At 45.9% G+C, this 25,586-nt stretch carries 20 protein-coding genes, 16 tRNA genes and 2 rRNA genes; 34 read left to right on the plus strand and 4 right to left on the minus strand.

The window, feature by feature from the left end; translation table 11 throughout:
- Nucleotides 1-17 precede the first annotated feature (17 nt).
- On the plus strand, nucleotides 18-920 hold the full coding sequence (locus FNL97_RS02950; RefSeq protein ID WP_143415020.1) for a DMT family transporter: 903 nt from the start codon (nucleotides 18-20) through the stop codon (nucleotides 918-920).
- Here FNL97_RS02950 and FNL97_RS02955 read toward each other — a convergent pair.
- The gene (locus FNL97_RS02955) at nucleotides 897-1,718 is read right to left on the minus strand and encodes a protein-glutamine gamma-glutamyltransferase (RefSeq protein ID WP_143415021.1); all 822 of its coding nucleotides are present in this window, start codon (nucleotides 1,716-1,718) and stop codon (nucleotides 897-899) included. The two genes, FNL97_RS02950 and FNL97_RS02955, sit on opposite strands and share 24 nt — an antisense overlap.
- 574 nt (nucleotides 1,719-2,292) lie before the next feature.
- On the opposite strand from FNL97_RS02955, the gene FNL97_RS02960 reads away from it, so the two are divergent.
- The 20 genes from FNL97_RS02960 to FNL97_RS03055 all read left to right on the plus strand — a co-directional run bounded on the left by FNL97_RS02960 (nucleotide 2,293) and on the right by FNL97_RS03055 (nucleotide 11,921).
- Nucleotides 2,293-3,848 (plus strand): 16S ribosomal RNA (locus FNL97_RS02960).
- Nucleotides 3,849-4,334: 486 nt separating this feature from the next.
- A 23S ribosomal RNA gene (locus FNL97_RS02965) occupies nucleotides 4,335-7,269 on the plus strand.
- The 16S and 23S rRNA genes sit together here with 16 tRNA genes alongside, the layout of an rRNA operon.
- Before the next feature lie 297 nt (nucleotides 7,270-7,566).
- Nucleotides 7,567-7,641, plus strand: a tRNA-Asn gene (locus FNL97_RS02970).
- Between the two features lie 4 nt (nucleotides 7,642-7,645).
- A tRNA-Ser gene (locus tag FNL97_RS02975) sits at nucleotides 7,646-7,736 on the plus strand.
- 16 nt (nucleotides 7,737-7,752) lie between these two features.
- A tRNA-Glu gene (locus FNL97_RS02980) sits at nucleotides 7,753-7,824 on the plus strand.
- A gap of 12 nt (nucleotides 7,825-7,836) precedes the next feature.
- A tRNA-Val gene (locus tag FNL97_RS02985) sits at nucleotides 7,837-7,912 on the plus strand.
- A 149-nt stretch (nucleotides 7,913-8,061) separates the two neighbouring features.
- A tRNA-Met gene (locus FNL97_RS02990) sits at nucleotides 8,062-8,138 on the plus strand.
- A 5-nt stretch (nucleotides 8,139-8,143) separates the two neighbouring features.
- A tRNA-Asp gene (locus tag FNL97_RS02995) sits at nucleotides 8,144-8,219 on the plus strand.
- A 155-nt stretch (nucleotides 8,220-8,374) separates the two neighbouring features.
- A tRNA-Phe gene (locus FNL97_RS03000) sits at nucleotides 8,375-8,450 on the plus strand.
- 167 nt (nucleotides 8,451-8,617) lie between these two features.
- Nucleotides 8,618-8,693: transfer RNA gene (locus tag FNL97_RS03005), tRNA-Thr, on the plus strand.
- A 7-nt stretch (nucleotides 8,694-8,700) separates the two neighbouring features.
- A tRNA-Tyr gene (locus FNL97_RS03010) sits at nucleotides 8,701-8,782 on the plus strand.
- Nucleotides 8,783-8,791: 9 nt separating this feature from the next.
- Nucleotides 8,792-8,865: transfer RNA gene (locus FNL97_RS03015), tRNA-Trp, on the plus strand.
- 17 nt (nucleotides 8,866-8,882) lie between these two features.
- Nucleotides 8,883-8,955, plus strand: a tRNA-His gene (locus tag FNL97_RS03020).
- A 16-nt stretch (nucleotides 8,956-8,971) separates the two neighbouring features.
- A tRNA-Gln gene (locus FNL97_RS03025) sits at nucleotides 8,972-9,046 on the plus strand.
- A gap of 10 nt (nucleotides 9,047-9,056) precedes the next feature.
- Nucleotides 9,057-9,128 (plus strand) — tRNA-Gly (locus tag FNL97_RS03030).
- Between the two features lie 7 nt (nucleotides 9,129-9,135).
- Nucleotides 9,136-9,209 (plus strand) — tRNA-Cys (locus FNL97_RS03035).
- Nucleotides 9,210-9,220: 11 nt separating this feature from the next.
- Nucleotides 9,221-9,306, plus strand: a tRNA-Leu gene (locus tag FNL97_RS03040).
- Between the two features lie 56 nt (nucleotides 9,307-9,362).
- A tRNA-Leu gene (locus FNL97_RS03045) sits at nucleotides 9,363-9,447 on the plus strand.
- Nucleotides 9,448-9,588: 141 nt separating this feature from the next.
- Complete coding sequence (locus FNL97_RS17875; RefSeq protein ID WP_286173550.1) at nucleotides 9,589-10,377, plus strand: tyrosine-type recombinase/integrase; 789 nt, start codon at nucleotides 9,589-9,591, stop codon at nucleotides 10,375-10,377.
- 263 nt (nucleotides 10,378-10,640) lie between these two features.
- Nucleotides 10,641-11,921 (plus strand): IS110 family RNA-guided transposase, encoded by a 1,281-nt coding sequence (locus tag FNL97_RS03055; RefSeq protein ID WP_143414851.1) that lies wholly within the window; start codon nucleotides 10,641-10,643, stop codon nucleotides 11,919-11,921.
- 602 nt (nucleotides 11,922-12,523) lie between these two features.
- Here the strand turns inward: FNL97_RS03055 and FNL97_RS03065 are convergent.
- Nucleotides 12,524-13,900: an ISLre2-like element ISGsp4 family transposase gene (locus FNL97_RS03065; protein WP_143415022.1), complete on the minus strand. Its 1,377-nt coding sequence runs from the start codon at nucleotides 13,898-13,900 to the stop codon at nucleotides 12,524-12,526.
- Nucleotides 13,901-14,219: 319 nt separating this feature from the next.
- Between FNL97_RS03065 and FNL97_RS03070 the strand changes: the two genes are divergently transcribed.
- Complete coding sequence (locus FNL97_RS03070; RefSeq protein WP_050497511.1) at nucleotides 14,220-14,546, plus strand: transposase; 327 nt, start codon at nucleotides 14,220-14,222, stop codon at nucleotides 14,544-14,546.
- Nucleotides 14,543-15,427, plus strand: coding sequence for an IS3 family transposase (locus FNL97_RS03075; protein WP_090952427.1), 885 nt, complete (start codon nucleotides 14,543-14,545; stop codon nucleotides 15,425-15,427). Before FNL97_RS03070 ends, FNL97_RS03075 begins: the two co-directional genes overlap by 4 nt.
- 240 nt (nucleotides 15,428-15,667) lie before the next feature.
- On the opposite strand, the gene FNL97_RS03080 is transcribed toward FNL97_RS03075, so the two are convergent.
- Both FNL97_RS03080 and FNL97_RS03085 read right to left on the minus strand, forming a co-directional pair.
- Nucleotides 15,668-16,330, minus strand: coding sequence for a hypothetical protein (locus FNL97_RS03080; RefSeq protein WP_008881007.1), 663 nt, complete (start codon nucleotides 16,328-16,330; stop codon nucleotides 15,668-15,670).
- A 420-nt stretch (nucleotides 16,331-16,750) separates the two neighbouring features.
- Nucleotides 16,751-17,920, minus strand: a complete 1,170-nt coding sequence (locus tag FNL97_RS03085; RefSeq protein ID WP_021292746.1) for an ISL3 family transposase — start codon at nucleotides 17,918-17,920, stop codon at nucleotides 16,751-16,753.
- 254 nt (nucleotides 17,921-18,174) lie between these two features.
- Between FNL97_RS03085 and FNL97_RS03090 the strand changes: the two genes are divergently transcribed.
- The 11 genes from FNL97_RS03090 (at nucleotide 18,175) to FNL97_RS03135 (ending at nucleotide 25,545) form a co-directional block, all read left to right on the plus strand.
- Nucleotides 18,175-18,636 carry a DUF4879 domain-containing protein gene (locus tag FNL97_RS03090; RefSeq protein ID WP_011888041.1) on the plus strand — a complete coding sequence of 154 codons (462 nt, stop codon included), beginning with the start codon at nucleotides 18,175-18,177 and terminating at the stop codon, nucleotides 18,634-18,636.
- A gap of 18 nt (nucleotides 18,637-18,654) precedes the next feature.
- The gene (locus FNL97_RS03095) at nucleotides 18,655-18,999 is read left to right on the plus strand and encodes a YolB family phage-derived protein (protein WP_011888040.1); all 345 of its coding nucleotides are present in this window, start codon (nucleotides 18,655-18,657) and stop codon (nucleotides 18,997-18,999) included.
- Nucleotides 19,000-19,519: 520 nt separating this feature from the next.
- The gene (locus FNL97_RS03105; RefSeq protein ID WP_090950162.1) at nucleotides 19,520-19,783 is read left to right on the plus strand and encodes a hypothetical protein; all 264 of its coding nucleotides are present in this window, start codon (nucleotides 19,520-19,522) and stop codon (nucleotides 19,781-19,783) included.
- Nucleotides 19,784-20,113: 330 nt separating this feature from the next.
- Nucleotides 20,114-21,196: an RNA-guided endonuclease InsQ/TnpB family protein gene (locus FNL97_RS03110; RefSeq protein WP_143415023.1), complete on the plus strand. Its 1,083-nt coding sequence runs from the start codon at nucleotides 20,114-20,116 to the stop codon at nucleotides 21,194-21,196.
- A gap of 190 nt (nucleotides 21,197-21,386) precedes the next feature.
- On the plus strand, nucleotides 21,387-21,968 hold the full coding sequence (locus tag FNL97_RS03115; RefSeq protein ID WP_143415024.1) for a nucleotidyltransferase family protein: 582 nt from the start codon (nucleotides 21,387-21,389) through the stop codon (nucleotides 21,966-21,968).
- A 43-nt stretch (nucleotides 21,969-22,011) separates the two neighbouring features.
- Nucleotides 22,012-22,365 carry a GNAT family N-acetyltransferase gene (locus FNL97_RS18270; RefSeq protein WP_286173470.1) on the plus strand — a complete coding sequence of 118 codons (354 nt, stop codon included), beginning with the start codon at nucleotides 22,012-22,014 and terminating at the stop codon, nucleotides 22,363-22,365.
- A complete protein-coding gene (locus FNL97_RS18275; RefSeq protein ID WP_286173551.1) occupies nucleotides 22,314-22,628 on the plus strand; it encodes a GNAT family N-acetyltransferase in 315 nt (104 codons plus the stop codon). Before FNL97_RS18270 ends, FNL97_RS18275 begins: the two co-directional genes overlap by 52 nt.
- Before the next feature lie 194 nt (nucleotides 22,629-22,822).
- Entirely contained in the window at nucleotides 22,823-23,104 is a 282-nt protein-coding gene (locus tag FNL97_RS03125; protein WP_062679015.1) for a hypothetical protein, read from the plus strand.
- 42 nt (nucleotides 23,105-23,146) lie between these two features.
- Nucleotides 23,147-23,311, plus strand: coding sequence for a hypothetical protein (locus FNL97_RS17880; RefSeq protein WP_160331327.1), 165 nt, complete (start codon nucleotides 23,147-23,149; stop codon nucleotides 23,309-23,311).
- 147 nt (nucleotides 23,312-23,458) lie between these two features.
- Nucleotides 23,459-23,755 (plus strand): hypothetical protein, encoded by a 297-nt coding sequence (locus tag FNL97_RS03130; protein WP_143415025.1) that lies wholly within the window; start codon nucleotides 23,459-23,461, stop codon nucleotides 23,753-23,755.
- A gap of 131 nt (nucleotides 23,756-23,886) precedes the next feature.
- On the plus strand, nucleotides 23,887-25,545 hold the full coding sequence (locus tag FNL97_RS03135) for an IS1634 family transposase (RefSeq protein ID WP_015863777.1): 1,659 nt from the start codon (nucleotides 23,887-23,889) through the stop codon (nucleotides 25,543-25,545).
- Nucleotides 25,546-25,586: the final 41 nt, after the last annotated feature.

The raw sequence follows: 25,586 nt of genomic DNA on the forward strand, positions 1-25,586 counted from the left end.
TTTGTAGGGGATGGACAATGAAGTCATCGAATTTATTAAAGCCATACTTAGCATTGTTTATCGAAGCGCTTTCCGTCTCTACTTCTGCCATTCTTGTAAAATGGGCCCATGCTCCGGCTCCGGTCATTGCATTTTATCGGTTGTTTTTTACTGTGCTATTCATGACGCCATTTTTTGTTAAATATGTCCGGGAGCTAAAAACGATCTCGAAGCGCGATTGGATATTTTCCATCATTTCGGGCATTTTATTGGCGTTTCATTTTATTCTTTGGTTTGAGTCATTGAATTATACTTCTGTAACCAGTTCTGTTGTGCTGGTAACATTACAGCCGCTGTTTGCATTTATTGGCGGATATGTCTTTTTTAAAGAGAAATTGACAGCAGGAGCGTTTTTTAGCGCGTTGCTAGCCATTGTTGGAAGCGCGATTATTAGCTGGGGAGACTTCCAGGTTAGCGGTAACGCGTTATTTGGAGATATGCTGGCGCTTTTAGCATGTGTGATGATAACAGGATATTGGATGTTTGGTCAAGAGTTACGAAAACGCCTGTCATTAATGACATATACATATATTGTATATGGGATTAGTTCTCTTACTCTTTTTCTTTATGTACTTGCTTTCCGCATTTCGTTATTTACATATAGAAAAATAGATTGGGCTTGTTTTATTTTGTTGGCGATTGTGCCAACGTTGCTTGGGCATTCGCTTATGAACTGGTCGGTAAAATGGGTAAGTGCAGCGACGGTTTCGATGAGTATTTTATTTGAACCAGTCGGTGCAGCGATATTAGCTTACTTTTTGCTTGGAGAGCTTATTCAACCGTCCCAATGGATCGGAGGCATTTTCATTTTAACAGGAATCGGAATATATTTGTGGGGAGAAAATCGAAAAGGGTCGCTACCAGTACAAAAAAGTAGCTGACCCAAGCGTCCCGGTAATGAAATATTGCTTGTTTATCGGAAGACGATAATGGTCTAAGTTGTGAGCAAACTGAGATAAATATATAAAATTGACTCTTGTTGTTTGCGAAAGCAAGTAGGCTGATTTTGTAGCATCTTTTTTCCTTTTTTTATTTAAAGCGGCGATGATTTCTTCTGACGTTTTAATCCCGATTCCATGCCCGTAATGCAAGTCGTTTCCTAAATAGATCGTATTTTCTCCCTGCCACTGCGGCGTTTGCGGATCGAATTCAGGGTTTTTAAAATAAAGACAGTCGCCTGGGAGATAGTCTTCTCCCTTTTTTGTTTTTACTCCTAAGTCTTGATCGACATGCCAATCGTATAATAAGAGATTGGAAAACAATCTATTAAATTCCTGTTTCTCAATAACATCTAATACTGCCTTGTAAAACACGATAACGATGGCAGTAGCGCACTCAAAAGCATACAAATGGCTGTTTGTGAAAATATCGTTTACCGCATCTGATGGAAGTTTGTCTTTTTTTAATTGAAAACCTCCTAACTCATTTTTTGTCCAAAATTGCTCATTGCATTTCGAAAAACGAAAAGTGGCAAACCTTACTTTGCTTTTTGCGAGTAAGATGGCCGCATCGATAATGCGGTCGCGTAAGATAATTTCAAACAAAAGTTGATGTTCGTTTTTATATACGTAGGTTTCTGGTGATTTTAATAATGCTTCAAATATTTTTTCTTGCTTTTTTGAAAGAGAAGAATGCGCGAGAAAGTCGTTATACACAATCGTATCTTGAATTTTAATCATATTTTCCTCCTTAACAACAAGTTATTCACATGTTATTCACGAATTATCCACATTATTAACATGAGAGGAGATCGGCTCATTTAGTAAATTCAAAGTAAGATGTTTTGTTTTTTATCGAACGAATCGATGAAAAACGGCAATATTATTTAATTTATATGTATGAGATATGTGTAATTATTATGTTTATAAAGCGGTGTATAGTTGATTTGTAATAAATAATTCGGTTAAAGTTGTAATCGTAAACAGTTGAAATGAGAATGTCCAATTCCGATTGTTGTGAAAAAGTTAATTGCGCCATTTAAATAAATTTGAAGGAACAAAAAAATATAAAAAAGGGGTTGCATTTTTTAGATTAAGGTGTTATATTAAATAGCGTCGCTAATGAATTAATTGAACAATCTTGATAACGAAAAAATTAGTTGACAATAAAAAAACGCTGTGATATTATTAAGAAGCTGTTTTGAGTAGCAAATGTTCTTTGAAAACTGAACAAAACGAAGCGTCCACATAGAAAAGCGAAGGCGACTTGACACCTTCGGTGTCAGTGCCGAATTAAATAAGCCAATCAACTTTCTTTTTGGAGAGTTTGATCCTGGCTCAGGACGAACGCTGGCGGCGTGCCTAATACATGCAAGTCGAGCGGACCGAACGGAAGCTTGCTTCTGTTCGGTTAGCGGCGGACGGGTGAGTAACACGTGGGTAACCTGCCCGTAAGACCGGGATAACTCCGGGAAACCGGGGCTAATACCGGATAACACCGAAGACCGCATGGTCTTTGGTTGAAAGGTGGCTTTTGCTACCACTTACGGATGGGCCCGCGGCGCATTAGCTAGTTGGTGAGGTAACGGCTCACCAAGGCGACGATGCGTAGCCGGCCTGAGAGGGTGACCGGCCACACTGGGACTGAGACACGGCCCAGACTCCTACGGGAGGCAGCAGTAGGGAATCTTCCGCAATGGACGAAAGTCTGACGGAGCGACGCCGCGTGAGCGAAGAAGGTCTTCGGATCGTAAAGCTCTGTTGTTAGGGAAGAAGAAGTACCGTTCGAATAGGGCGGTACGGTGACGGTACCTAACGAGAAAGCCCCGGCTAACTACGTGCCAGCAGCCGCGGTAATACGTAGGGGGCGAGCGTTGTCCGGAATTATTGGGCGTAAAGCGCGCGCAGGCGGTCCCTTAAGTCTGATGTGAAAGCCCACGGCTCAACCGTGGAGGGTCATTGGAAACTGGGGGACTTGAGTGCAGAAGAGGAGAGCGGAATTCCACGTGTAGCGGTGAAATGCGTAGAGATGTGGAGGAACACCAGTGGCGAAGGCGGCTCTCTGGTCTGTAACTGACGCTGAGGCGCGAAAGCGTGGGGAGCAAACAGGATTAGATACCCTGGTAGTCCACGCCGTAAACGATGAGTGCTAAGTGTTAGAGGGGTTTTCCCTTTAGTGCTGTAGCTAACGCGTTAAGCACTCCGCCTGGGGAGTACGGCCGCAAGGCTGAAACTCAAAGGAATTGACGGGGGCCCGCACAAGCGGTGGAGCATGTGGTTTAATTCGAAGCAACGCGAAGAACCTTACCAGGTCTTGACATCCCCTGACAACCCTGGAGACAGGGCGTTCCCCCTTCGGGGGACAGGGTGACAGGTGGTGCATGGTTGTCGTCAGCTCGTGTCGTGAGATGTTGGGTTAAGTCCCGCAACGAGCGCAACCCTCGCCCCTAGTTGCCAGCATTCAGTTGGGCACTCTAGGGGGACTGCCGGTGACAAACCGGAGGAAGGTGGGGATGACGTCAAATCATCATGCCCCTTATGACCTGGGCTACACACGTGCTACAATGGGCGGTACAAAGGGCTGCGAACCCGCGAGGGGGAGCGAATCCCAAAAAGCCGCTCTCAGTTCGGATTGCAGGCTGCAACTCGCCTGCATGAAGCCGGAATCGCTAGTAATCGCGGATCAGCATGCCGCGGTGAATACGTTCCCGGGCCTTGTACACACCGCCCGTCACACCACGAGAGCTTGCAACACCCGAAGTCGGTGAGGTAACCCTTTAAGGGAGCCAGCCGCCGAAGGTGGGGCAAGTGATTGGGGTGAAGTCGTAACAAGGTAGCCGTACCGGAAGGTGCGGCTGGATCACCTCCTTTCTAAGGATGATACGAAAAGCGAAGGACGCTTACGTTTTGTTCAGTTTTGAGGGAACATGTTTATGTTCTCTTCAATCAATCCGTTTTGCGCCTGCGTCTACCAGCGGATTCAAGGAAGCTAGATTCCTCGGCGCAAGGCAGCAGAGAAGTTGATTCAAGGTAGTAGCCTTGTTCAGTTTTGAGGGAACATTTATTCCTTCAATTGCTTTGCGTCTGCGTCTTCTAGCAGATTCGGGGAAGCTGGATTCCTCGACGCAAAACTGCAGGGAAGCAGACTCAAGAAGCCGTTTCGTTCCTTGAAAACTAGATAACCGAGAAGAAAAGCGGAGGCGCCGCGGTTAGCTCTCGAAGCCAAATGTTCTTCACCCACAGAAGTGCTTGCACTTCGAGGGGGAAGGTTATTTGGCACAAGAGAGCTAGGCGCCGAAGCTAGACAGTGGAAGAAGCCGAGAAGCGAAGGCGGCAAGCATGAAGCTGTTTTCGCATGGTTAAGTTAGAAAGGGCGCACGGTGGATGCCTTGGCACTAGGAGCCGATGAAGGACGGGGCAAACGCCGAAACGCTTCGGGGAGCTGTAAGCAAGCGTTGATCCGGAGATGTCCGAATGGGGAAACCCACTGCCCGTAATGGGGCAGTATCCATACCTGAATCCATAGGGTATGGAGGGCACACCCGGGGAACTGAAACATCTAAGTACCCGGAGGAGAAGAAAGCAACCGCGATTCCCTGAGTAGCGGCGAGCGAAACGGGAACAGCCCAAACCAAGAGGCTTGCCTCTTGGGGTTGTAGGACCACTCACATGGGAGTTACAAAGGAACGGGGTAGACGAAGCGGTCTGGAAAGGCCCGCCAGAGAAGGTGACAGCCCTGTAGTCGAAACTTCGTTCCCTCCCGAGTGGATCCTGAGTACGGCGGGACACGGGGAATCCCGTCGGAAGCAGGGAGGACCATCTCCCAAGGCTAAATACTCCCTAGTGACCGATAGTGAACCAGTACCGTGAGGGAAAGGTGAAAAGCACCCCGGAAGGGGAGTGAAAGAGAACCTGAAACCGTGTGCCTACAAGTAGTCAGAGCCCGTTCATGGGTGATGGCGTGCCTTTTGTAGAATGAACCGGCGAGTTACGATGACGTGCGAGGTTAAGTCGAAGAGACGGAGCCGCAGCGAAAGCGAGTCTGAATAGGGCGTTAAGTACGTCGTCGTAGACCCGAAACCAGGTGATCTACCCATGTCCAGGGTGAAGGTAGGGTAACACCTACTGGAGGCCCGAACCCACGCACGTTGAAAAGTGCGGGGATGAGGTGTGGGTAGGGGTGAAATGCCAATCGAACCTGGAGATAGCTGGTTCTCCCCGAAATAGCTTTAGGGCTAGCCTCAAGGGAAGAGTCTTGGAGGTAGAGCACTGATTGAGCTAGGGGCCCTCATCGGGTTACCGAACTCAGTCAAACTCCGAATGCCAACGACTTATCCTTGGGAGTCAGACTACGAGTGATAAGATCCGTGGTCGAGAGGGAAACAGCCCAGACCACCAGCTAAGGTCCCAAAGTGCACGTTAAGTGGAAAAGGATGTGGAGTTGCCCAGACAACCAGGATGTTGGCTTAGAAGCAGCCATCATTTAAAGAGTGCGTAATAGCTCACTGGTCGAGTGACTCTGCGCCGAAAATGTACCGGGGCTAAACGTGCCACCGAAGCTGTGGGATGACCATTGGTCATCGGTAGGGGAGCGTTCTAAGCGCGCCGAAGCGAGACCGGAAGGACTCGTGGAGCGCTTAGAAGTGAGAATGCCGGTGTGAGTAGCGAAAACAGAGGTGAGAATCCTCTGCACCGAAAGCCTAAGGTTTCCTGAGGAAGGTTCGTCCGCTCAGGGTTAGTCGGGACCTAAGCCGAGGCCGAAAGGCGTAGGTGATGGGCAACAGGTTGAGATTCCTGTACCACCTCCTCACCGTTTGAGCAATGGGGGGACGCAGGAAGGTAGGGCGAGCAGGCTGCTGGAATAGCCTGTCCAAGCGGTTAGGCTGCCAGATAGGCAAATCCGTCTGGCGCAAAGGCTGAGCCGTGATGGCGAAGGGACCATCGGTCCCGAAGTCCCCGATCCTACACTGCCAAGAAAAGCCTCTAGCGAGGTGAGAGGTGCCCGTACCGCAAACCGACACAGGTAGGCGAGGAGAGAATCCTAAGGTGCGCGGGAGAACTCTCGTTAAGGAACTCGGCAAAATGACCCCGTAACTTCGGGAGAAGGGGTGCTCTCTTGGGTGATGAGCCCGAGAGAGCCGCAGTGAAAAGGCCCAAGCGACTGTTTATCAAAAACACAGGTCTCTGCGAAGCCGAAAGGCGAAGTATAGGGGCTGACACCTGCCCGGTGCTGGAAGGTTAAGGGGAGCGCTTAAGCCGCAAGGCTGAAGGTGCGAACCGAAGCCCCAGTAAACGGCGGCCGTAACTATAACGGTCCTAAGGTAGCGAAATTCCTTGTCGGGTAAGTTCCGACCCGCACGAAAGGTGTAACGACTTGGGCACTGTCTCAACGAGAGACCCGGTGAAATCATACTACCTGTGAAGATGCAGGTTACCCGCGACAGGACGGAAAGACCCCGTGGAGCTTTACTGCAGCCTGATATGGAATTTTGGTATCGCTTGTACAGGATAGGTGGGAGCCTGAGAAGCCGGAGCGCCAGCTTCGGTGGAGGCGCCGGTGGGATACCACCCTGGCGGTATTGAAATTCTAACCCGCACCCCTTATCGGGGTGGGAGACAGTGTCAGGTGGGCAGTTTGACTGGGGCGGTCGCCTCCCAAAAGGTAACGGAGGCGCCCAAAGGTTCCCTCAGAATGGTTGGAAATCATTCGTAGAGTGCAAAGGCACAAGGGAGCTTGACTGCGAGACGGACAGGTCGAGCAGGGACGAAAGTCGGGCTTAGTGATCCGGTGGTTCCGTATGGAAGGGCCATCGCTCAACGGATAAAAGCTACCCCGGGGATAACAGGCTGATCTCCCCCAAGAGTCCACATCGACGGGGAGGTTTGGCACCTCGATGTCGGCTCATCGCATCCTGGGGCTGTAGTCGGTCCCAAGGGTTGGGCTGTTCGCCCATTAAAGCGGTACGCGAGCTGGGTTCAGAACGTCGTGAGACAGTTCGGTCCCTATCCGTCGCGGGCGCAGGAAATTTGAGAGGAGCTGTCCTTAGTACGAGAGGACCGGGATGGACGCACCGCTGGTGTACCAGTTGTCCCGCCAGGGGCACCGCTGGGTAGCTATGTGCGGAAGGGATAAGCGCTGAAAGCATCTAAGCGTGAAGCCCCCCTCAAGATGAGATTTCCCATCGCGTCAAGCGAGTAAGATCCCTCGAAGATGACGAGGTCGATAGGTCCGAGGTGGAAGCGTGGCGACACGTGGAGCTGACGGATACTAATCGATCGAGGACTTAACCAAGCGAAAAGCGGAGGTGCCGCGCTTAGCTCTCGAAGCCAAATGTTCTTCGCCCGTAGAGGTGCTTGCACCTCAAGGGAGAAGGTTATTTGGCACAAGAGAGCTAGGCACCGGAGCTAGACAACAGAAAGCGCAGGCCGCCTATGCAAAACGGCTTCTTCCAAACAGACGGTTATCTAGTTTTGAGGGAATGAAATAAATAAAAAAACTCTTGACATGGTAATATTGGTCATTATAATAATATTTGTCCAATCAATGAAAAAGTTTATAACAATTTATTATATAACTCCTTCATATTATTCCGCAGTAGCTCAGTGGTAGAGCAATCGGCTGTTAACCGATTGGTCGCAGGTTCGAATCCTGCCTGCGGAGCCATCTTGGAGAGCTGTCCGAGTGGTCGAAGGAGCACGATTGGAAATCGTGTAGGCGCGAATAGCGCCTCAAGGGTTCGAATCCCTTGCTCTCCGCCACTAATTTTGTTACTATGGCCCGTTGGTCAAGTGGTTAAGACACCGCCCTTTCACGGCGGTAACACGGGTTCGAATCCCGTACGGGTCACTTTCTTTTTGTGGAGGATTAGCTCAGCTGGGAGAGCACTTGCCTTACAAGCAAGGGGTCGGCGGTTCGATCCCGTCATCCTCCACCATGATCGTCGCGGGGTGGAGCAACGAGCCTAAGCTTCCATGAACTCGCTGCGAGTTGCCTCGACGCATCCAGCATCTTTGGATTGGCTAGTAGAGGAAGAGGCAATGAATTTAATTAAACCTTACTAATTCAACTATTTCTTTCTATCATCGCGGGGTGGAGCAGTCCGGTAGCTCGTCGGGCTCATAACCCGAAGGTCGCAGGTTCAAATCCTGCCCCCGCAACCAATATTGGTCCCGTAGTGTAGTGGTTAACATGCCTGCCTGTCACGCAGGAGATCGCGGGTTCGAGTCCCGTCGGGACCGCCACAATGGAATTAATGCTAATTAAAAAAATGGCTCGGTAGCGACGAGCGATACTTCCATGAATATGCTGCGAGTTGTCCCGACGCATCTAACATCGCTGAATGAGCTAGAAGAGGAAGGGACACGACAACACAGAATTTAAATTAGGATAATAAAATGGCTCGGTAGCTCAGTCGGTAGAGCAAAGGACTGAAAATCCTTGTGTCGGCGGTTCGATTCCGCCCCGAGCCACCACTTATTCTTTTAGGTTCATTTGCCGACTTAGCTCAATTGGTAGAGACGAGCATCCGCTTCATCGAATCGGCTGCGAGTTGTCCCGACGCATCCAGCTTCTTCGAGTTGGCTGGTAGAGGAAGGGACACAACAAATGAACAATGAGCCGCGATTTATATCATAATTATGCCGACTTAGCTCAATTGGTAGAGCAACTGAATCGTAATCAGTAGGTTGCGGGTTCAAGTCCTGCAGTCGGCACCATGGTTACGGAGGGGTAGCGAAGTGGCCAAACGCGGCGGACTGTAAATCCGCTCCCTTTGGGTTCGGCGGTTCGAATCCGTCCCCCTCCATTTTATACTAGGGGCATAGTTTAATGGTAGAACAGAGGTCTCCAAAACCTCCGGTGTGGGTTCGATTCCTACTGCCCCTGCCATAAAATAAATATGTATGGCGACTATGGCGAAGTGGTTAACGCACCAGATTGTGGCTCTGGCATGCGTGGGTTCGATTCCCACTAGTCGCCCTTCCTTCTATTTTTTTGGGGTATAGCCAAGCGGTAAGGCAACGGACTTTGACTCCGTGATGCGTTGGTTCGAATCCAGCTACCCCAGCCATGATCACGATGCGGAAGTAGTTCAGTGGTAGAACACCACCTTGCCAAGGTGGGGGTCGCGGGTTCGAGTCCCGTCTTCCGCTTCCCTGTGGCGGCATAGCCAAGTGGTAAGGCAGAGGTCTGCAAAACCTTTATCCCCGGTTCGAATCCGGGTGCCGCCTCCATATATGGCAGAGCCGGGGTGGCGGAATTGGCAGACGCACAGGACTTAAAATCCTGGGGTAGGTAACTACCGTGCCGGTTCGAGTCCGGCCCTCGGCATGAAATAAACAGTTGACTTTGTATTATTTGTAATGTAAAATTATATACGTCTTTACGCCGATGTGGCGGAATTGGCAGACGCGCACGACTCAAAATCGTGTGGGGTAGCCCCCCGTGTGGGTTCGACTCCCACCATCGGCATCGAAAATAGGGGAAAGGCTTTAGGGACAAGGGGTTTCACGTAAGTGAAATCCCTTGTTTTTTATTTACCGAATACGTTCGAGAAAAGAAAATCGTGTGCGTACAATCGTGTTCGGTGAGGTGAAATGGAAAGTGGGAAGAATGGAAAATGAGAGAGAATTGCAGAGAAAGAGCAAGAGAGGAAGAAGAGGAGAGCTGAGTCGTGAAGAGTTGTTGTTAATATCTGACGACATTGGAGAAATTGAATACACATTTGAGGAATTGTTAGAGATATTTATTGAGGATTGCGAATTGAGGAATTTAAGGGAACATACGATTAAATATTATCGCAGCGAGTTAAACGCATTTATAAAATTGCTGAAAGAGCAAGAAATCGAATTACGTGTAAGTGAATGGACAGGAGAAACCATTAAGCGAAACGTCATTATGTACATGAAAGAAAAAGGTCTTAAGACAGTCAGTATCAATTCCCGTTTGCGAGCCATGAGGGCGTTTTTTAACTTTTTGGAAGGACGAAATCTCATAAAAAGCAATCCGATGAAAGACATCAAATTGCTGAAGGATAGAAAAAGGATTGTAGAAACATTTGATAACCAGCAGATAAAGGCGTTATTTAAAGCGTGCGACCTTCGCACGTTTGTAGGTTTAAGGGATTATACGATTATGATGTTGCTGTTAGAAACGGGAGTTCGAGTAAATGAACTGGTGGGTATAAAAACAACAGATATCATTTGGGAGCAAAAAGTCATCCGCATTCGAAACACAAAAGGGGGCTTCGAACGTTTTGTTCCTATTCAAGATACACTGTTGTATTGTCACTACGATAGTGAACCATATTTAGGTAAATCCAGCTATAAAAATGACGTACAAACTGACATCAGTTTCAGTTTTGGTACGTCATTTATTACTTTTATAACAATATTTATCTGAATTTTTATTAAAATTTTGCTGCTTTTTAGAAGAATGATGTCTATCTAATGTAAATACATTTAATAACCCGTGGTGCTAGATAAACTCAAACAAGCATAAAAATAGCCCTTGCATGAGGATCCCCTTAAAATGAAAGTGCAACCAACCATTAAAAAGGAGCATTCCCGTTAGGAGCTTTTCCGGGGACTTGATCAAAAAAAGCCCTCTTGGTATGATGCAGGGGTGTCAAACAATACCTACCATCATGCCAAGGAGGACTTCAGATGAATTGTACACAAAACTATAAAATTGATCAAGTTACGGAACAAACGCTTGTCGTGGGCATCGATATCGCGAAACGAACCCACTACGCCTGCTTCGTGGATGACCGGGGGCGCGTGCTTCGCAAGTCGTTCCCGATCTTCCAGTCGAAAGAGGGGTTTCAGCAGCTGTATAAAGCGATTCAGGAGGCGATGCAAGCGTTTGGGAAGTCAGAGGTGATCGTCGCGGTGGAGCCGACCGGGCACTACTGGTTGAACCTGGCCTACTTCCTCGAGGAGCACGGGATCCCGTTGGTCATGGTCAACCCGGCGCATGTGTGCCGGTCGAAAGAACTCGATGACAACCTGCCGACGAAACACGACGCCAAAGACGCCCTGGTCATCGCCAGACTGGCGAAAGACGGACGATTCCTCGTCCCCCGGCTGCTGCACGAGATCGAAGCCGATTTGCGCGTCGGGAGCACGCTCAAAGAGAAGCTCCGCAAGGAACAGACGGCGGTGAAAAACGCGATCGTCCGCTGGACCGACCGATATTTTCCGGAGTTTTGGACGGTGTTTCGCGACCTGGGGAAAACGGCGCTTTCGGTGCTGGAGTGGACGCCGCTTCCAGCCGATATGGCCGGCCGGGCGGTGGAGGAGCTTCTTGAGGTGTACCGGCAAAGCGAAGGGCTGAAATGCCCGCAGAAGGCCAAAATTCAGGCGTTGATCGACGCCGCGAAGGACTCGATTGGGGTGACGGAAGGGACGACGATGGCCCGGTTTGAGATCGCCGCGCTCGTCCGCCGATACCGCCAATTGGAGGCTGAGATCGCCGCGTTGGACGCCGAGTTAAAGGCATTGGTTCAAACGACGATGGAGTATCAATGGCTGAAAACGGTCGACGGGTTGGGAGACGCCACGATTATCGATCTGTTGGCGGAGATCGGCAGCTTCGCCCATTATCGGGACCCGCGCCAATTGGTGAAGTTGGCGGGCCTGACGCTCAAGGAGAACTCCTCCGGCCAGCGCAAAGGGCAAAAGCACATCTCCAAACGGGGACGGAAACGGCTGCGCTCGGTGCTGTTTCGGGCGATGATTCCGCTGATCCGGCACAACGAGGCGTTTCGCGAGCTGCATGAATATTACACGACCCGATCCGTCAACCCGCTGACCGGAAAGCAATCCATCGTCGCCTTGTGCCGGAAGCTGTTGAATGTGCTGTTTGCGATTTGTACGAAGAAACAAGCCTTTGACGCGGAGCGAATGAAACAGGACGTCTTGTCCCAGGTGCAACGGGCGGCCTAAGGCCTCCCCCTGCGAACGGAAGAATCGTTGGACAACAGGATGACACCGGAGAAGCTGGCGTGATTTTATCCATTCGACCTTGAGTCCCCAAAGGAGCTTGGCCGGCCTCCGCCTGATGACGAGACCGAACGAGGGAATGTTGGCGCGAAGACGCCCGGAGACATGGGAGGGTTCGTCCTCATCAGCGACGCGGAGATCCAAAGGGTGCATCGAATACGCTTCCCCCCACGGAAGGAAAATATAACCAGCCGTGGCCGCGAAGCGCACCCTAGGTCTGTAAGATATCCACAAAACTGAAAAAGGATGTAAGGGATTTTGTCGAAAAATATTTTTTGGACACCCCTGAGAGGCCGAAAAGCCTTGATACATCAACATTTCTAGAGGGAGGATTCCTATGCAAGAGCACTTTCATTTTACTACAGATCGGGCCAAGATTCAAAAGCAATATGCCGCCAGGAGTCAGTCAAGACTTTGTGGGAACTTTTTTGATTCCTGAAAACAGATGTAAGTCATAGGTCAGCGAACCATTTTTTTGAATTTCATCCGTAAGCGCTTTCGGACTCTCATCCCTTGCCATGACAGACCGATATGTATACCTTTTTTTACCATCCCTTGAGTTCAGACAGGGCATGATAGATCGGTGTCCCGGACGATTGCTGTAAATATGGCACGTTATTCCGCGTTACCTCCGGAAGAAGACGGCGGACGCGTTGTTTCGCCTTGTTCACGATCGTCTGTTTGGTGGATGCCGTCGACGCCGTTTCCTCCGCCGGCTGCGACGATTCTTCTCCTAAACGACGTCCGAAAAGACGAATCCCATCCATCCGGGCAATCATTACCTTGAAAAACGCCCTGAGTCCCTTGTCTGTCCAACTGCGGCGGTATTTCACCCGATACGCCAACTGGCTCATCACGCTTTCAGCCCTCCCCATCGGATACATGCCCGTTGTGTCCACTCCTTGCTCCTTCAGCCATTCCCGGTAATCACGGATGCATCCCGGCATCGATTCGATCCGGTGGATCAAGGCAGCCAGCTGTTGTTCTTTCGCTTCGTCCCCCAGCGTGCCGAGGGCGCTGTTCAGTTCCACAAGCAACCCCTCTTCATCCTGCTTCGCCAGCTTTTGCCGAATCGCCTGCCACCGTGGATGGCCCGAGAGGCATTGGCGCAACTCACGCGCCACGTGGAATCGATCCAATTGGAAGCAGACCCGTCCCTTGAAATACTCCCGACACGCGGTAATCCATGGAGCGCCGTCCCCGTTGATGACAAGAAGATCCCGACACGGATCATAGGCATATTCATTCATCAAAAATTCCTCGAAGCCTTCCCACACCTCCCTCTTGCCCTCATGGACGTAATGGCGCTGGTTCACGAATTCGATCCGTGAGCCGTTGCGCTTCCACCCTTCGTGAACGGTCAGGATTTTGTCTTCCTTGGCCCGTTTTCCCTTCCCTTGGCGAGAAACAAACAGTCCATCGGCCTCCACAAACAGCACCCGTCCATATCGCTGGTCCACCGGGCAGTGCAGCGGAGCTTCAGCTTCGAGCACCAACTGGCGGATCGCCTCATGGCTCATCACCGGATACCCGACCATCTGGGCAAGCGTACGAGCCGCTTTGCGATAGGAAGAGCACTCCACAGCCAATCCCACCGCCGTTTCTTCTAGACAAGGGCTGATTGACTGCGATCCATCAAACGCTAAAAAGGAATCAAGCAAAAACGTGTAACGGTTTTGTTCTCGATCCAAATAGTAGTTCCGCTCAAAGGTGACTTCGCCAAACAGGGTTTGAATCGTGGTGCGTCGTTTGTCTTTCAAGTGGTATCGGCGCTTGTCTCGATTCTCTGCCAATTGCCGGTCGATGTCCTCCAACAGAGCCGTAAACAGCTCGGCGAAGGCGTTTTGCAAGGCTCGAAACAAAGCAAGTTCGATCTCTTTCCATGTCAACGAATTTGTGGTAAGATGTTGTTGAATATTCATAGGACTCTCTCCTCCTGTTTGTAGTGTGGTCAATGAACATCTTACCAGGGAGAGAGTCCTTTTTTCATGTTTCCTGCTTGGGATCCTACCGCGCTTCGCTTGGTGGCCCCGATGAGGGGGGATTGCGAACCTACGTTCCCAACCCCCTCATCGGGGAATTCTAAGAATTTCTCCCACAAACATTTTACTCACACTTTTTACTGCACTCGCTAATGATGCGTTTTAGCAAAAAGCCCTTCTCATTCTGATATTATCCCTCTAGTGTAGACAGTTGGGAAAATGCCCATACTGTCATTAAAAACACTGGAGGGATTTGTTTATGTTCGAGAACAAGCAAACACCGAAAGGGAAGACCACTTATTCCGTGGAGTTTAAATGGAGGGCTGTCCAGATGTACATCGAAGAAGGATGGGGATATAAGCGGATATGCCAAGAGTTAGGGATTCCCTGCACGAAAACGATCAGACTTTGGGTAAAACGTTACCATGAACATGGTCTAAAAGGACTCGAAGAACGGCGCGGGACATCCAAGTCTCCATTCAAGGGAAGGCCTCGAAAAAAAGAGTGCAGTTTAGAGGAAGAGAATCGAAGACTGAAAGCAGAGAATGATTATTTAAAAAAGTTACGAGAGCTGGCAAGGAGGTGAAACCGAAAGAGCGGTTCTCGATCATTCAGGAGTTATCCAACACCTATCCGATTGCCTGGCTATGCCAACTGGCCGGTGTGTCAAGAAGTGGATACTATCGATGGGTGAACCGGCAGGGAATCGTCACAGAGAAGCAAAAGGAAAATGAACAAATCAAACAAATGATCCTCGAATGCCATCAAAAGGTCAATGGGATCTATGGATACTACCGCGTGAAGGCATGGATCAAACGAAATTATGGGAAGACCGTGAATCATAAGCGAGTGTACCGACTGATGAAAGAGTTGGGGGTTCAGGCCAAAATCCGTCGAAAAAAGCCGAAGTATAAAGCGGGAAAGGAGAATATCGTAGCGTCGAACGTGTTAAACCGTGATTTTGCGGCCACTGCAGCCAACCAAAAATGGGTGACGGATATTACCTATGTGCCATTTCAAGGAACCTATTTGTATCTGTCTGCTATTAAAGATTTGTACAACAATGAAATCATTGCGTATCGCATCAGTCGTTCGAATGACTTAAAATTGGTGATCGAAACTGTCAAGGATGCCATCAAAAAACGGGATGCGCGAGGAGTCCTTCTCCATAGCGATCAAGGCTCCCAGTACACATCCCGCCAGTACCATCAACTGCTGAAGGCTCATCATATCATTCCTAGTATGTCCAGAAGAGGAAACTGTTTAGACAATGCCTGCATGGAAAATTTTTTCGGGCATTTGAAATCGGAAATGGTGGACCTTCCCACCTTTGAAACGGAAGAGGAAATGATCGAGGCGATCGATCAGTACATGTATTTTTATAATTATGAACGGTGCCAGAAAAAACTAGACTACCTCAGCCCAGTGGAATACCGAATTGCCCAAGCAGCGCAGACGAACGGCTGAGAATGTCTCCTTCTTCAGCTTGCCAACGATGAAGTGGAATGAAGGAGACGTTGTCAAGTGCTTTCCTTGACAACGTTTCCTCATTCCACTATCCTAACAAGCAGCTGAAGAAGGTGGGTATTTTTCACACTGTCTACTTGACAGGGATATGTTCATTCGAGAGGGGCTTTTTTAATTTAAATGTGACTCATTTTCCTTAACTGCACTGATATAACGAACCTCGACTCTTATTGTATTCTGTCATTTTCCCATTTCCTTCAATGCTTTATCCATCTGTCTTTCATTCGATTTTACGGCAGAACTATTCACAGTATCCACACCGCGATATGTATATTTTAAGTTTTGATGATAGTCAAAAGCAAAATCTTTTACAGCACCTTCACTGTTTCGTTCAACAATATAAGATTTAAAAATATTAGTTAACATGCGTTCATGATTATCCAATTCACTTAAATAATTTCCGGATTTGTAATCATTGATTATGTCATTCTTGAATTTTTCAATCTCATCCTTATTGAATTTTGTTTTATATTCCATCATTAATTTTTCAACTGCATAATATTTATCTGCCGGTTTATCATCATTTTCGGCAATTTCTTTAATTTTCGATTTCCAATCTACATCTTCTTTATTGGTTTGCTCTTCAGCTTCCTCTTTTGCTTTAGTATTTTCTTCGGCTGGTTTCGATGATTCTTTTTGGATTTCCTCTTTAGGTGTTTCTGCGGATTCTGTGTTTTTCTGTTCCTCAGTCGGCGGCATAGCTATTAATGCGATAATAAAAAGAACCAATGAAACAATTGTAATTACCCCACCGTAATATTTTTTCTTTTTAATTTTACCTACGATAAACAGTACAACACCAACAATTATCCCGACAAATCCCAGTGCGACAAGAAATTCCACTGTTTTATCATCCCCTTTGATAATTTTTTTAATAATATTATCATAGTTGGTGTTTATCTGCCATTACAGAGAAAATACAGTTAAAAGAGTGATATGTCATTTGGTACTTAAAATGAGGAAATGCGGATAAAATTCAATGGATTAAACTAAAATGGTCTGCACATGTTGGCGGTGCAGATGAGTTTGACGGAGAAACGAAAGAATACGAAGTTGAATTGAAATTGAAGTAATGAAGCCTACTCACTTTGAGTAGGCTCCAGCTTGTTGACAAAATTGACAAGATGGGCTCAGATCTGATTTAGATCCATTGATTAGGAGCTTTGTCATACATTTTCTCTAAATAAAAACCTCTTCGAGGAAATTTTTGTAATTTTTAACATATAATAGGTTCATCACCAAAAGATGTACTTGATTTTTACGTTAAAATGTGATAGAGGTCTCTAGACGGACACGCAAAGTAAAACGCTGGATATTTCGATACCCATATCCTCGCCTTTTGATCAATTTTATTTTGTTGTTGATTCCTTCCATTGGACCATTTGAGTAAGAAAAAACGATGCAAGAAAGCACTGCGTCTCTTCGGGTGATGAGTGCCTTGGCAATACTGCGTACGGCGGCACAGTCGCTAAAAAGGTACCGATCAAACCATTGGGTCAAACGAGTTTCGGCTTGCTTTCTTGTTTGGCTTTTGGATACGTAACGGAAATGTTGAAGTGCTTGATAGACATCACGTAAATAAGCACTTTCTTGGCACCATTGTCGAACTTCCTGTCTCTCTTCTTCTGTTAATTTTTCTGGACGTTGGCTTAACAATCGGCACACGCGGCGAACGCTTCCATGTTTGGTTCCGCCTTTGGCAAGGTATTTGCGACAACGTTCCAGTGCATCGGTGAATAACTGAATCACATGGAAGTGGTCAAGAACATGGATGGCTTTTGGACATACCTTTTCAATGGCTTTTCTCATGGCAGGAGCCAAGTCGCTGACAACATACTTCACTTTGGAGGCGACGGGTTGAAGCGCCTCCACAATGGCTTCTTCATTTTTTCCAGAAGCAATGGAAAGGACATTCCGAGTCTGTGTGTCCATCACCGCTACTCCGTAATCATGTCCCTTTCGGAAAGCGAATTCATCCACACATACTACTGTAGGATTCGATGTTGGTAAAAGAGCCGGGGCATATTGATAAAACCAGCGTTCTACTGTCGTATAGGCGAGTTGTAACAAGCGAGCGACTTCTTGAATCGTTTTTCCGATGCATAACTGGGCGACCCAATGTTGAAACGATTCCGTCGCGATACTGTGAGACGGAAGTCCCGGATAAGAAACGGTGAACGTCAGAAAACAGGCTTGGCAACGCCGTCTTTCTATGGGAAGTTCAATCCAAAATAAACCGACCGTATTGGTATAGCCATGAATCCATTGTTTTCGTTTCGATGATATTTTGGTTGTCCGTCCGAAGCAAGTCGGGCAGATCGGACAATGAGGAGGGAGGGAAAGTTCAAAAATCCATCGTTCTCCCTCTTTTCGTTCTCCATGAATAAGAAAGCCTGGTAAAGTGATCAAATCTTTGATAAACTGAGATTGCATGCGAAATTTCCTCCATGGTTGATGGTTTGGTCACCTTTACCATACAGGAAATTTCGCATTTTTTGTACCCTTGATCAGAAAACAACCTGATTGTCAAGTACATTTTGTGGTGAAGAGCCATATAATATAATTTTTGTTTTAAAATTACTTATTTCTATTACTAATTAACTAAATTTAAAAAACTGCTTAATTTTTTCGAATCGTTTCCGATATAACTATTGAAATTAAATTAAATTCTAAAAGGAGGATGTATAATGAAAAAAGTATTTGGATTTTTGTTTGCTATAGCTTTTGTGTTTACTCTTAATCATAATGAAGCAAAGGCTGCTCCTGCACCTCCTTTAACCGATCTACAAATTATTGGTGTTACTTCGGATGGTGCAAATTATAAATGGGAATACATTTCATTTGATCAAACAAGTGCATCCTATCCTATGTCAGGGGAAACTGGATATATAGCAGTTTATGTAGAAGGTACTGAATTATATGGTTGGTTTAGAATATATAATAAGGGACAAGACATAACAAGTATTGCAAAAGAAATTATTGATATGAGAGAACCAGTAACAGATTCAAGCGGAATGGTTATTGGATGGATTAAATATTATGAAATACCACTAGATAAAGTAGAAAGTGGACAATTTACTGTATCTGCAAGAGACTATTATCCACCTAATAATACTTTTTACGATAATCTTTATATAAATGTAGAGTAAAAGCAGAGGAGGAGGATTATGAATATCAATAAAGCTGCATTTGCCGCTTATACACAATTAACTTTAGGAGCTAAGTTTAGAAATCATATTCGAAACGGTGAGCCCTTTGGAGGAAGAGAAGGCCAAAATAAATCTATGGATTTCATAGAGTTTCAAAAAGCGCTTGAAGAGGATAAAGTTGTTAACAAAAATTTATCTAGAGAAACTTCAAAATATCATAAACAAATACTTGAAGACAAATTGAAGTATGGTACAAATGTCTTTTTCTCAACAGAGGTAGCTGAAATTGTCAATAAAGCGTTTAAGCTAGGACTAGTTGGAAACGATGAATATCTAATTTCAAAATATGAAGAAAGGGTGTAATACAACAAAATATCATAGAAGGTTCAGCTTGTCGGCTTTGTCGACAAACTGAAGCCTACTCACTTTGAGTAGGCTCCTTTTTTATCCATATCTCCTCAAGCGGTCTCTTCAGTTCTGTACAGATCGCATAGGCCAGATGGAACGAAATGTTGGAAAGAGAAAAGGCGGATCGCTCCGCCTTTTTTGCACGGGATAGCAGCCGAAAATAATTTTGCACAAATTTTGCACGGCAAGGAATTTGAAAGACTATAAACTTTGGAAAATCAAGGTTTGGAGGGTGATGGTTATACTCCCACCATCGGCATCGAAAATAGGGGAAAGGCTTTAGGATCAAGGGCTCTCACATTCGTGAGAGCCCTTGATTTATTTTTACCGAATACGATTCGAGAAGGAAAAATCGTGTGCGTACAATCGTGTTCGGTGAGGTGGAAGTGAGAAAAATGAGAAATTTTGTTTGCTTCGCTAACGTGACAAGATAGTTAAGACTAATGTTATAATGTTAAGAAAAAGGAAGGTAACGATGAATACTTTCGGAATTGGTGTGATTATGTTAGTAGTAGGTATAGGACTTTTCCCCTTTGGAGTAATATATTTCAAGCAAAGTTGGAATGAATATAAAAAATTACCATCAAACAAAAAGAAAGTAGCTATTTTTCTTGAAATATTAGACGTATTCTCATTATCATCTTCCCTATCAACGTGGTTAATTTTTATCTCACTCCTACTTATTATTGGAGGTTCTGGATTAATTTTTTTATACCTAACAAGGGCAATGTTTAAATAAGCCATTGCTTCTTTTATTCAAATATCTTAAAAATTTATGAATCCAAAAAGGCAGCACTCCCATACGAACTCGAAGTATCAGTTTGTAATCGACCTCTGACTTCAGCTGACATATATTTATTCTTCTGATGGTGAAGTATAGATGCGGCATGGTTGTTTCCTGTGGAAGAACGAATGTCCTTTCATCATATGTATTAAAGTTCACGAGAACATCCGCCGGAAGCCCACTGCTTTAGCTGTGGGAGGAAGGCGGGGTTTATATTTTCAGTATATATTGAATTTTTTCGTTCAATATAAGTACACTGGATTTAGAAAGGTAGGTGAATCAAGAATGCTCTGCACTCTCAAGATTAAATTAATGCCAACTCTTGAACAGTTTCATGCGCTGCTGGAAACAATGAAACGGTTTAACCAAGCATGCAACTATATTAGCGAGATTGCTTTTCGCTCCAGAACCTTTTCCAAAACGAAAATCCAGCGGCTTTGCTACTATGACGTCAGGGAAAAATTTGGCCTCTCTGCCCAAATGACCGTTCGTGCCATCGGCAAAGTGTCGGAAAGCTATCGTTTGGATAAAAAAACCTTGCATAACTTTAAAGAAACCGGTGCCATCGTGTATGATGAAAGAATCCTGTCCTTTAAAGGGTTAGAGTATGCTTCCATCCTTACCTTGCAAGGAAGAATGGAAATCCCTATGGTCATTAGCCGCTACCATCAAGGTTTGCTGTGCGGCAACCGTGTTCGGGGTCAAGCCGATTTAGTCCTTCAAAACGGTATTTTTTATTTACTGCTCGTGGTGGACGTTCCCGAAGGCCAGCCCAATTCCGAAAACGGATTTATCGGTATGGACCTTGGCATCATTAATATCGCCGTCGATAGCACCGGTGAGGTATTTTCCGGCTCGAAGGTCAACGGGCTGCGCCGCCGCCATGCGAAACTTCGCGCCAAACTCCAAAAGAAAGGCACCAAGTCAGCGAAACGCCTGCTTAAAAAGCGTTCCAAGAAGGAAAAACTATTTGCCCGTGATGTGAACCACTGCATTAGCAAGAAGATTGTTGAAAAGGCAAAGGCACTCGGATGCGGCATTGCCCTTGAAGATTTAAAGGGCATCCGCCAACGCACCGAGAAAACGGTTAAAAAGCAACAGCGTTGTCAACACTCTTCTTGGTCTTTTTATCAGTTGAGAAAGTTTATTGAGTATAAAGCGGTGATCGCTGGCGTGCCGGTGGTATTGGTTCATCCAAAAAATACTTCCCGCACCTGTCCGGTTTGCGGACAGGTGGCCAAAGAAAACAGACCGTCAAGGGATCAGTTTTGTTGTCGAGCTTGTGGGTACGCTGCCCCTGCCGACAACGTGGCTGCGGAAAACATCCGCAGGGCTGCTGTCAACCAGCCGAACGCGGCAGCCAATTAGGCTAGTTGCAAGCCCACGGCTTTAGCCATTGGGTAGTTGACCTCGTTATATTCATCGGTTCGATAGAAATTCCGGAACAACTCTTTCAGATAAATAAGCAAAGGAGAAGGAGTTTTTTATAGATGGATTTTTCTATATTTTGGTTTTATGGAATAGTAAGGATATACGTTCGGTTGGAGGAAATGAACGGATGATTATCAAAAATGAGAAAGATATCATTCAACTGATTAAAGAAGACGAGTGGATGATGGATATATTAAAAGCCGTGAAGTCGTTGAATTTACCTGATTGGTGGGTCTGTGCTGGATTTGTTCGTTCGAAAATATGGGATACGTTACATGGTTTTAAAGAAAGAACACCTATTCCAGATATTGACGTTATCTATTTTGATGATACCAATATGGACGAATTAGAAGAAAAGAAGTTCGAAATGAGGTTGAGAAATATCCTTCCTAACATTCCTTGGTCAGTGAAAAATGAAGCAAGGATGCACGTTGTCAATAACGTTCCTCCTTATTCATCTTCCGTAGATGCGATATCAAAGTTTCCAGAAACAGCAACATCTTTAGGTGTAAAATTAGATGAAAAAGATGACATCATCTTGGTTGCTCCTTGGGGAGTAGATGATGTGATTAACATGGAAGTAAAACCGACACCCTATTTTAAAGAATCAAAAGAACTATCACAGATTTACGAAGAACGGATAACGAAAAAGAATTGGAAAGATATTTGGTATAAGGTTAAAGTTTTTCATATTGAAAATTCTTATTAGAAGAACGAGTGCTATACTAAAAGAGTGACTGGGAGAGATAAATGTGAAAAGCAATCCGCCGATCCTAAAGGGAACGATGGTCACGTTACGCCCCGTTTCCCCGGAACATGACTGCATTCCATTCTACAATATAATGTTAGAGCCAGAAATGCATGTATGGACGGGAAATACTGTCCCTAAAAATATAGGCGAGATAAAGCAGCTGCTTCAACATTATGCACAGTTTGAAGAAGTGATTGCTTGGGCAGTTGTTAGAAATGATACAGAAGAGATGATAGGAACTTACTGGATAGCAGCACCAACAGATGTAGATGGAAAAAAGGTTATCTCGCCGAAGCACAGCGAATTGCAAAAGAATGCTGGAGGAAAGGGTATACTAAAGAAGCGCGTAAACTAGTTTATGATTTTGCTTTCAATCAATTAGGCGTTGACGAGATTCATGCACAAGCATGGGAGAAAAATGGAAATTCTTGCAAGTCTATGGAACGTGTAGGATTTAAGTTAGTAAGGCAAGAAGAAAGAGTATTTGAGAAATACGGCCGATTTTTTCAAGAAAATCATTATTGTTTAACGAAAGAAACATGGGAAATCATCAAAGATTCATATTGGATTCCCTTTCGGTACGTTATGGATGGTATGGCTTCCTTTTTTTGTTGTTAGTGTCATTCTATCTGTTACGTTTTTGGTCCGTTATAGAAGTGAGTCCAATGCTAACCTGTTTTTATCTCTTGCTGTTCTATTAAGTAGTCTTAGTTCTTTAGGCGTTTGGAGTTTTTATTATTATTTAGCTCGTATTATGGGAGGATAAGCACGCAATTTTGTAATGCTGATTATGGAGGAGATCTTTGGTGATAATGGAATTTCTTTATAATCATCTTTTAAGTACGGCAACAATACTTGGTATATTGTTCTTATTAGCCATTGCGTTAAAAAAAAGAATATTTTCGATATTTATTTCTCTAATAGTTATCTTACTGGGTATCTCTTTTTTTCTTTACGGATTAAACACAGTTAAAGGGTTTGAGGGAATGGGGGCTTCTTTAGGCGGTTTGATTTTCATAGGTATTGGACTAATCCTTTTCTTTGTTTCTATTTTGATTATTTTTTTTGAAGAAAGAAGGAAGAAATCTTCTTAGAAATTGATGCATATTTTAGTCGCTGAGGAGGATTTTTTTGCATTGAGTGAATTTATTTCAAGCTTTTTATTAATCGTAGGTTGGTTTGGTGTTGCGGTAGGGACATATTTCCTTGTTGCTTCTCTGTTTGCAGGTGGTCTGTTAATTGCTATAGCGATTCTCTTATTCAGCTTTGGCTGTATTTGGATTTCTAAGCTAATAAAATAAATAAAATTAGAATAAGTTATTCCACTAATGCGTGATTGATTTCAAAAAACTTACCGGGAATTTCGGCCTTTTTGTTTCTTTTAAAAATCAAAACTAAGGTTCAAAGTTATTTCTTGGTAGAAAATTTAAAAATGAAGGAGCGAGAGAATGAATGATTTTAATTTACTACGCAAACTTCTGTTAGTAATATTGCCATTGGTGGCAACATTGCTTTTATTTGGGTTAGCTTTAGGTTCAGGTATTGCAGAGAGAACGAAGATAAGTTTTGTAGTGTACGTTTTTAGTTTTAGTACGCTTTTAATGATTGAATTTGTACTTTTGCTAAAAAAGAAGTGGGTAAAACCAGTTTCTGTAATTTCAATTGCAACGGTTCTTTATTTGGTTGGGGAATACTTTGAAATATTTCATTTACCCGTGGTGCTAGATAAAATCAGACAAGCATAAAAATAGCCCTTGCATGAGGATCCCCTTAAAACTCACATTTCGCACCCTCTCGACGAAAATCGGGAGGATTTTTTCGTTCCGATGTCGAATGAATCCTTGACACACAAGAAACGTAAAGGAGTTTTTCTCTTATGAACGTTCAAGTCAAAAAGGTCTATCGCAATTCTTATTTGAATATAATAAGTGCCCTATTCAAGAAACTGGGTCTGCCTCAATTGATTGACCATCTCGTGCCCGTCGATCCGCAGTGCCAAACGCGAGTCAGCGATGCCGTTCAGGCCATCCTCTACAATGTGTTTGACGGCCGGCAAGCCCTTGTTCACTTGGAACATTGGGCTCAGGAGGTCGATTGTGAGAAACTCATCCGTCCCGATCTCCATCCTTCCTGGTTGAACGACGATGCGTTGGCCCGTCATCTCGATCGCCTGTATGAGGCTGGCATTCACAACGTCATCAGCACTTGCTTGATTCATATTTATCGAAAAGAAGGCCTTTCCCTCCGAGCCTTCCACGCCGATACGACGGACAAGACCGTTTACGGCGCGTATGAATCGGCCTCGTTAGAGGCCTTACAAATCACACATGGCTACAACCGCCATCATCGTTGGCAAAAACAGATCGGTTTCGGACTGGTCGGCAACGAGGACGGCATCCCGTTTTACGGCGATGTGCACGATGGCAACCTGCCCGATAAAACATGGAATCCCGAGGTGCTGTCTCGTGTCCATGAACAGCTGAAGCAGGCCAAAATCGAAGACGAATGGATTTACGTGGCCGATTCCGCCGCGATGACGAAAGAGACCCTGGCGCAAACCAAAGCGGCCAACGCCTTTTTGATCACCAGAGGCCCTTCGTCGCTCCGGATCGTGAAAACCGCGCTGGCCGAAGCGGATGCTGAGGACACGACGTGGAGCGATCCCTTTACGTTGGCGGAGAGAAACGGCGCCACGTACCGGGTATGGGAAACGGCCTCGACGTATGAAGGCCACCCCGTTCGGCTGATCGTTGTTGAATCGAGCGCGCTCGACCAGCGAAAAGGAAAGACGCTTGAAAAAGAACGAACCAAAGAAGCGGAGCTTCTTCGCGAGGAACAAGCCCGTTGGGAGCGTCACCCCTTCTCCTGCCGGGAAGATGCCGAACAAGCCTTGGCGTCCCTCAAGGCGTCCCTTCGCCCCCGGTTTCATCGGGTTGAGGCCGCGGTCGAAGAGATCGTACGCCTGAAAAAACGGCGCGGACGGCCGAAAAAAGGGGCGGAACCCGAGGTGGAGACGCTGTATTTCTTGCACCTTGACGTCGAATTCGACCAAGACGCGTGGGAACAGGCGAGACGGAAAGCGTCCCGGTTTGTCCTTGTCACGACCGTTCCGAAGGAATGGAAGGGCCAACCCATGGATGCCCAAGAGATCTTGAAGCTGTATAAAGGGCAGATCTCGGTGGAAATGAACTTCGCTTTTTTGAAAGATCCGTTTTTCACGGATGAGATTTACGTCAAAAAACCAGAACGGGTCGCAGTATTAGGCTATTTGTTTCTGTTGGCCTTGGCTATTTACCGCGTTTTTCAGCGCCGAGTGCGTCAGTTTATTACTCCAGAACACCCGTTGAAGGGTCCTGGAGGCCGCAAGCTGACCCGGCCGACGGGACAGGCGATTTTTCAGCTGTTTCAATATGTGAACGTCGTCCTGTTCAAGCTGCCGGATGGGCGCATCCAACGCTCACTGGATCGCTCCCTTACCCCTGATCAGCGAAGGATTCTGCAGGGATTGGGCATGGATGAGAGCATCTACGTGTAACGTGATACGGAACGACCAGCGATGGTAAAAAAAGGATTGCC

Source organism: Geobacillus sp. E263 (assembly GCF_007197795.1).
GTDB classification, from domain to species: Bacteria; Bacillota; Bacilli; order Bacillales; family Anoxybacillaceae; genus Parageobacillus_B; species Parageobacillus_B toebii.

Excerpts from the sequence above, each read along its gene's own strand:
- FNL97_RS02950 (WP_143415020.1), top strand. The coding sequence starts at position 18 with ATGAAGTCATCGAATTTATTAAAGCCATACTTAGCATTGTTTATCGAA.
- FNL97_RS02955 (WP_143415021.1), bottom strand. The coding sequence starts at position 1,718 with ATGATTAAAATTCAAGATACGATTGTGTATAACGACTTTCTCGCGCAT.
- FNL97_RS17875 (WP_286173550.1), top strand. The coding sequence starts at position 9,589 with ATGGAAAATGAGAGAGAATTGCAGAGAAAGAGCAAGAGAGGAAGAAGA.
- FNL97_RS03055 (WP_143414851.1), top strand. The coding sequence starts at position 10,641 with ATGAATTGTACACAAAACTATAAAATTGATCAAGTTACGGAACAAACG.
- FNL97_RS03065 (WP_143415022.1), bottom strand. The coding sequence starts at position 13,900 with ATGAATATTCAACAACATCTTACCACAAATTCGTTGACATGGAAAGAG.
- FNL97_RS03070 (WP_050497511.1), top strand. The coding sequence starts at position 14,220 with ATGTTCGAGAACAAGCAAACACCGAAAGGGAAGACCACTTATTCCGTG.
- FNL97_RS03085 (WP_021292746.1), bottom strand. The coding sequence starts at position 17,920 with ATGCAATCTCAGTTTATCAAAGATTTGATCACTTTACCAGGCTTTCTT.
- FNL97_RS03090 (WP_011888041.1), top strand. The coding sequence starts at position 18,175 with ATGAAAAAAGTATTTGGATTTTTGTTTGCTATAGCTTTTGTGTTTACT.
- FNL97_RS03095 (WP_011888040.1), top strand. The coding sequence starts at position 18,655 with ATGAATATCAATAAAGCTGCATTTGCCGCTTATACACAATTAACTTTA.
- FNL97_RS03105 (WP_090950162.1), top strand. The coding sequence starts at position 19,520 with ATGAATACTTTCGGAATTGGTGTGATTATGTTAGTAGTAGGTATAGGA.
- FNL97_RS03110 (WP_143415023.1), top strand. The coding sequence starts at position 20,114 with ATGCTCTGCACTCTCAAGATTAAATTAATGCCAACTCTTGAACAGTTT.
- FNL97_RS03115 (WP_143415024.1), top strand. The coding sequence starts at position 21,387 with ATGATTATCAAAAATGAGAAAGATATCATTCAACTGATTAAAGAAGAC.
- FNL97_RS03125 (WP_062679015.1), top strand. The coding sequence starts at position 22,823 with ATGGAATTTCTTTATAATCATCTTTTAAGTACGGCAACAATACTTGGT.
- FNL97_RS03130 (WP_143415025.1), top strand. The coding sequence starts at position 23,459 with ATGAATGATTTTAATTTACTACGCAAACTTCTGTTAGTAATATTGCCA.
- FNL97_RS03135 (WP_015863777.1), top strand. The coding sequence starts at position 23,887 with ATGAACGTTCAAGTCAAAAAGGTCTATCGCAATTCTTATTTGAATATA.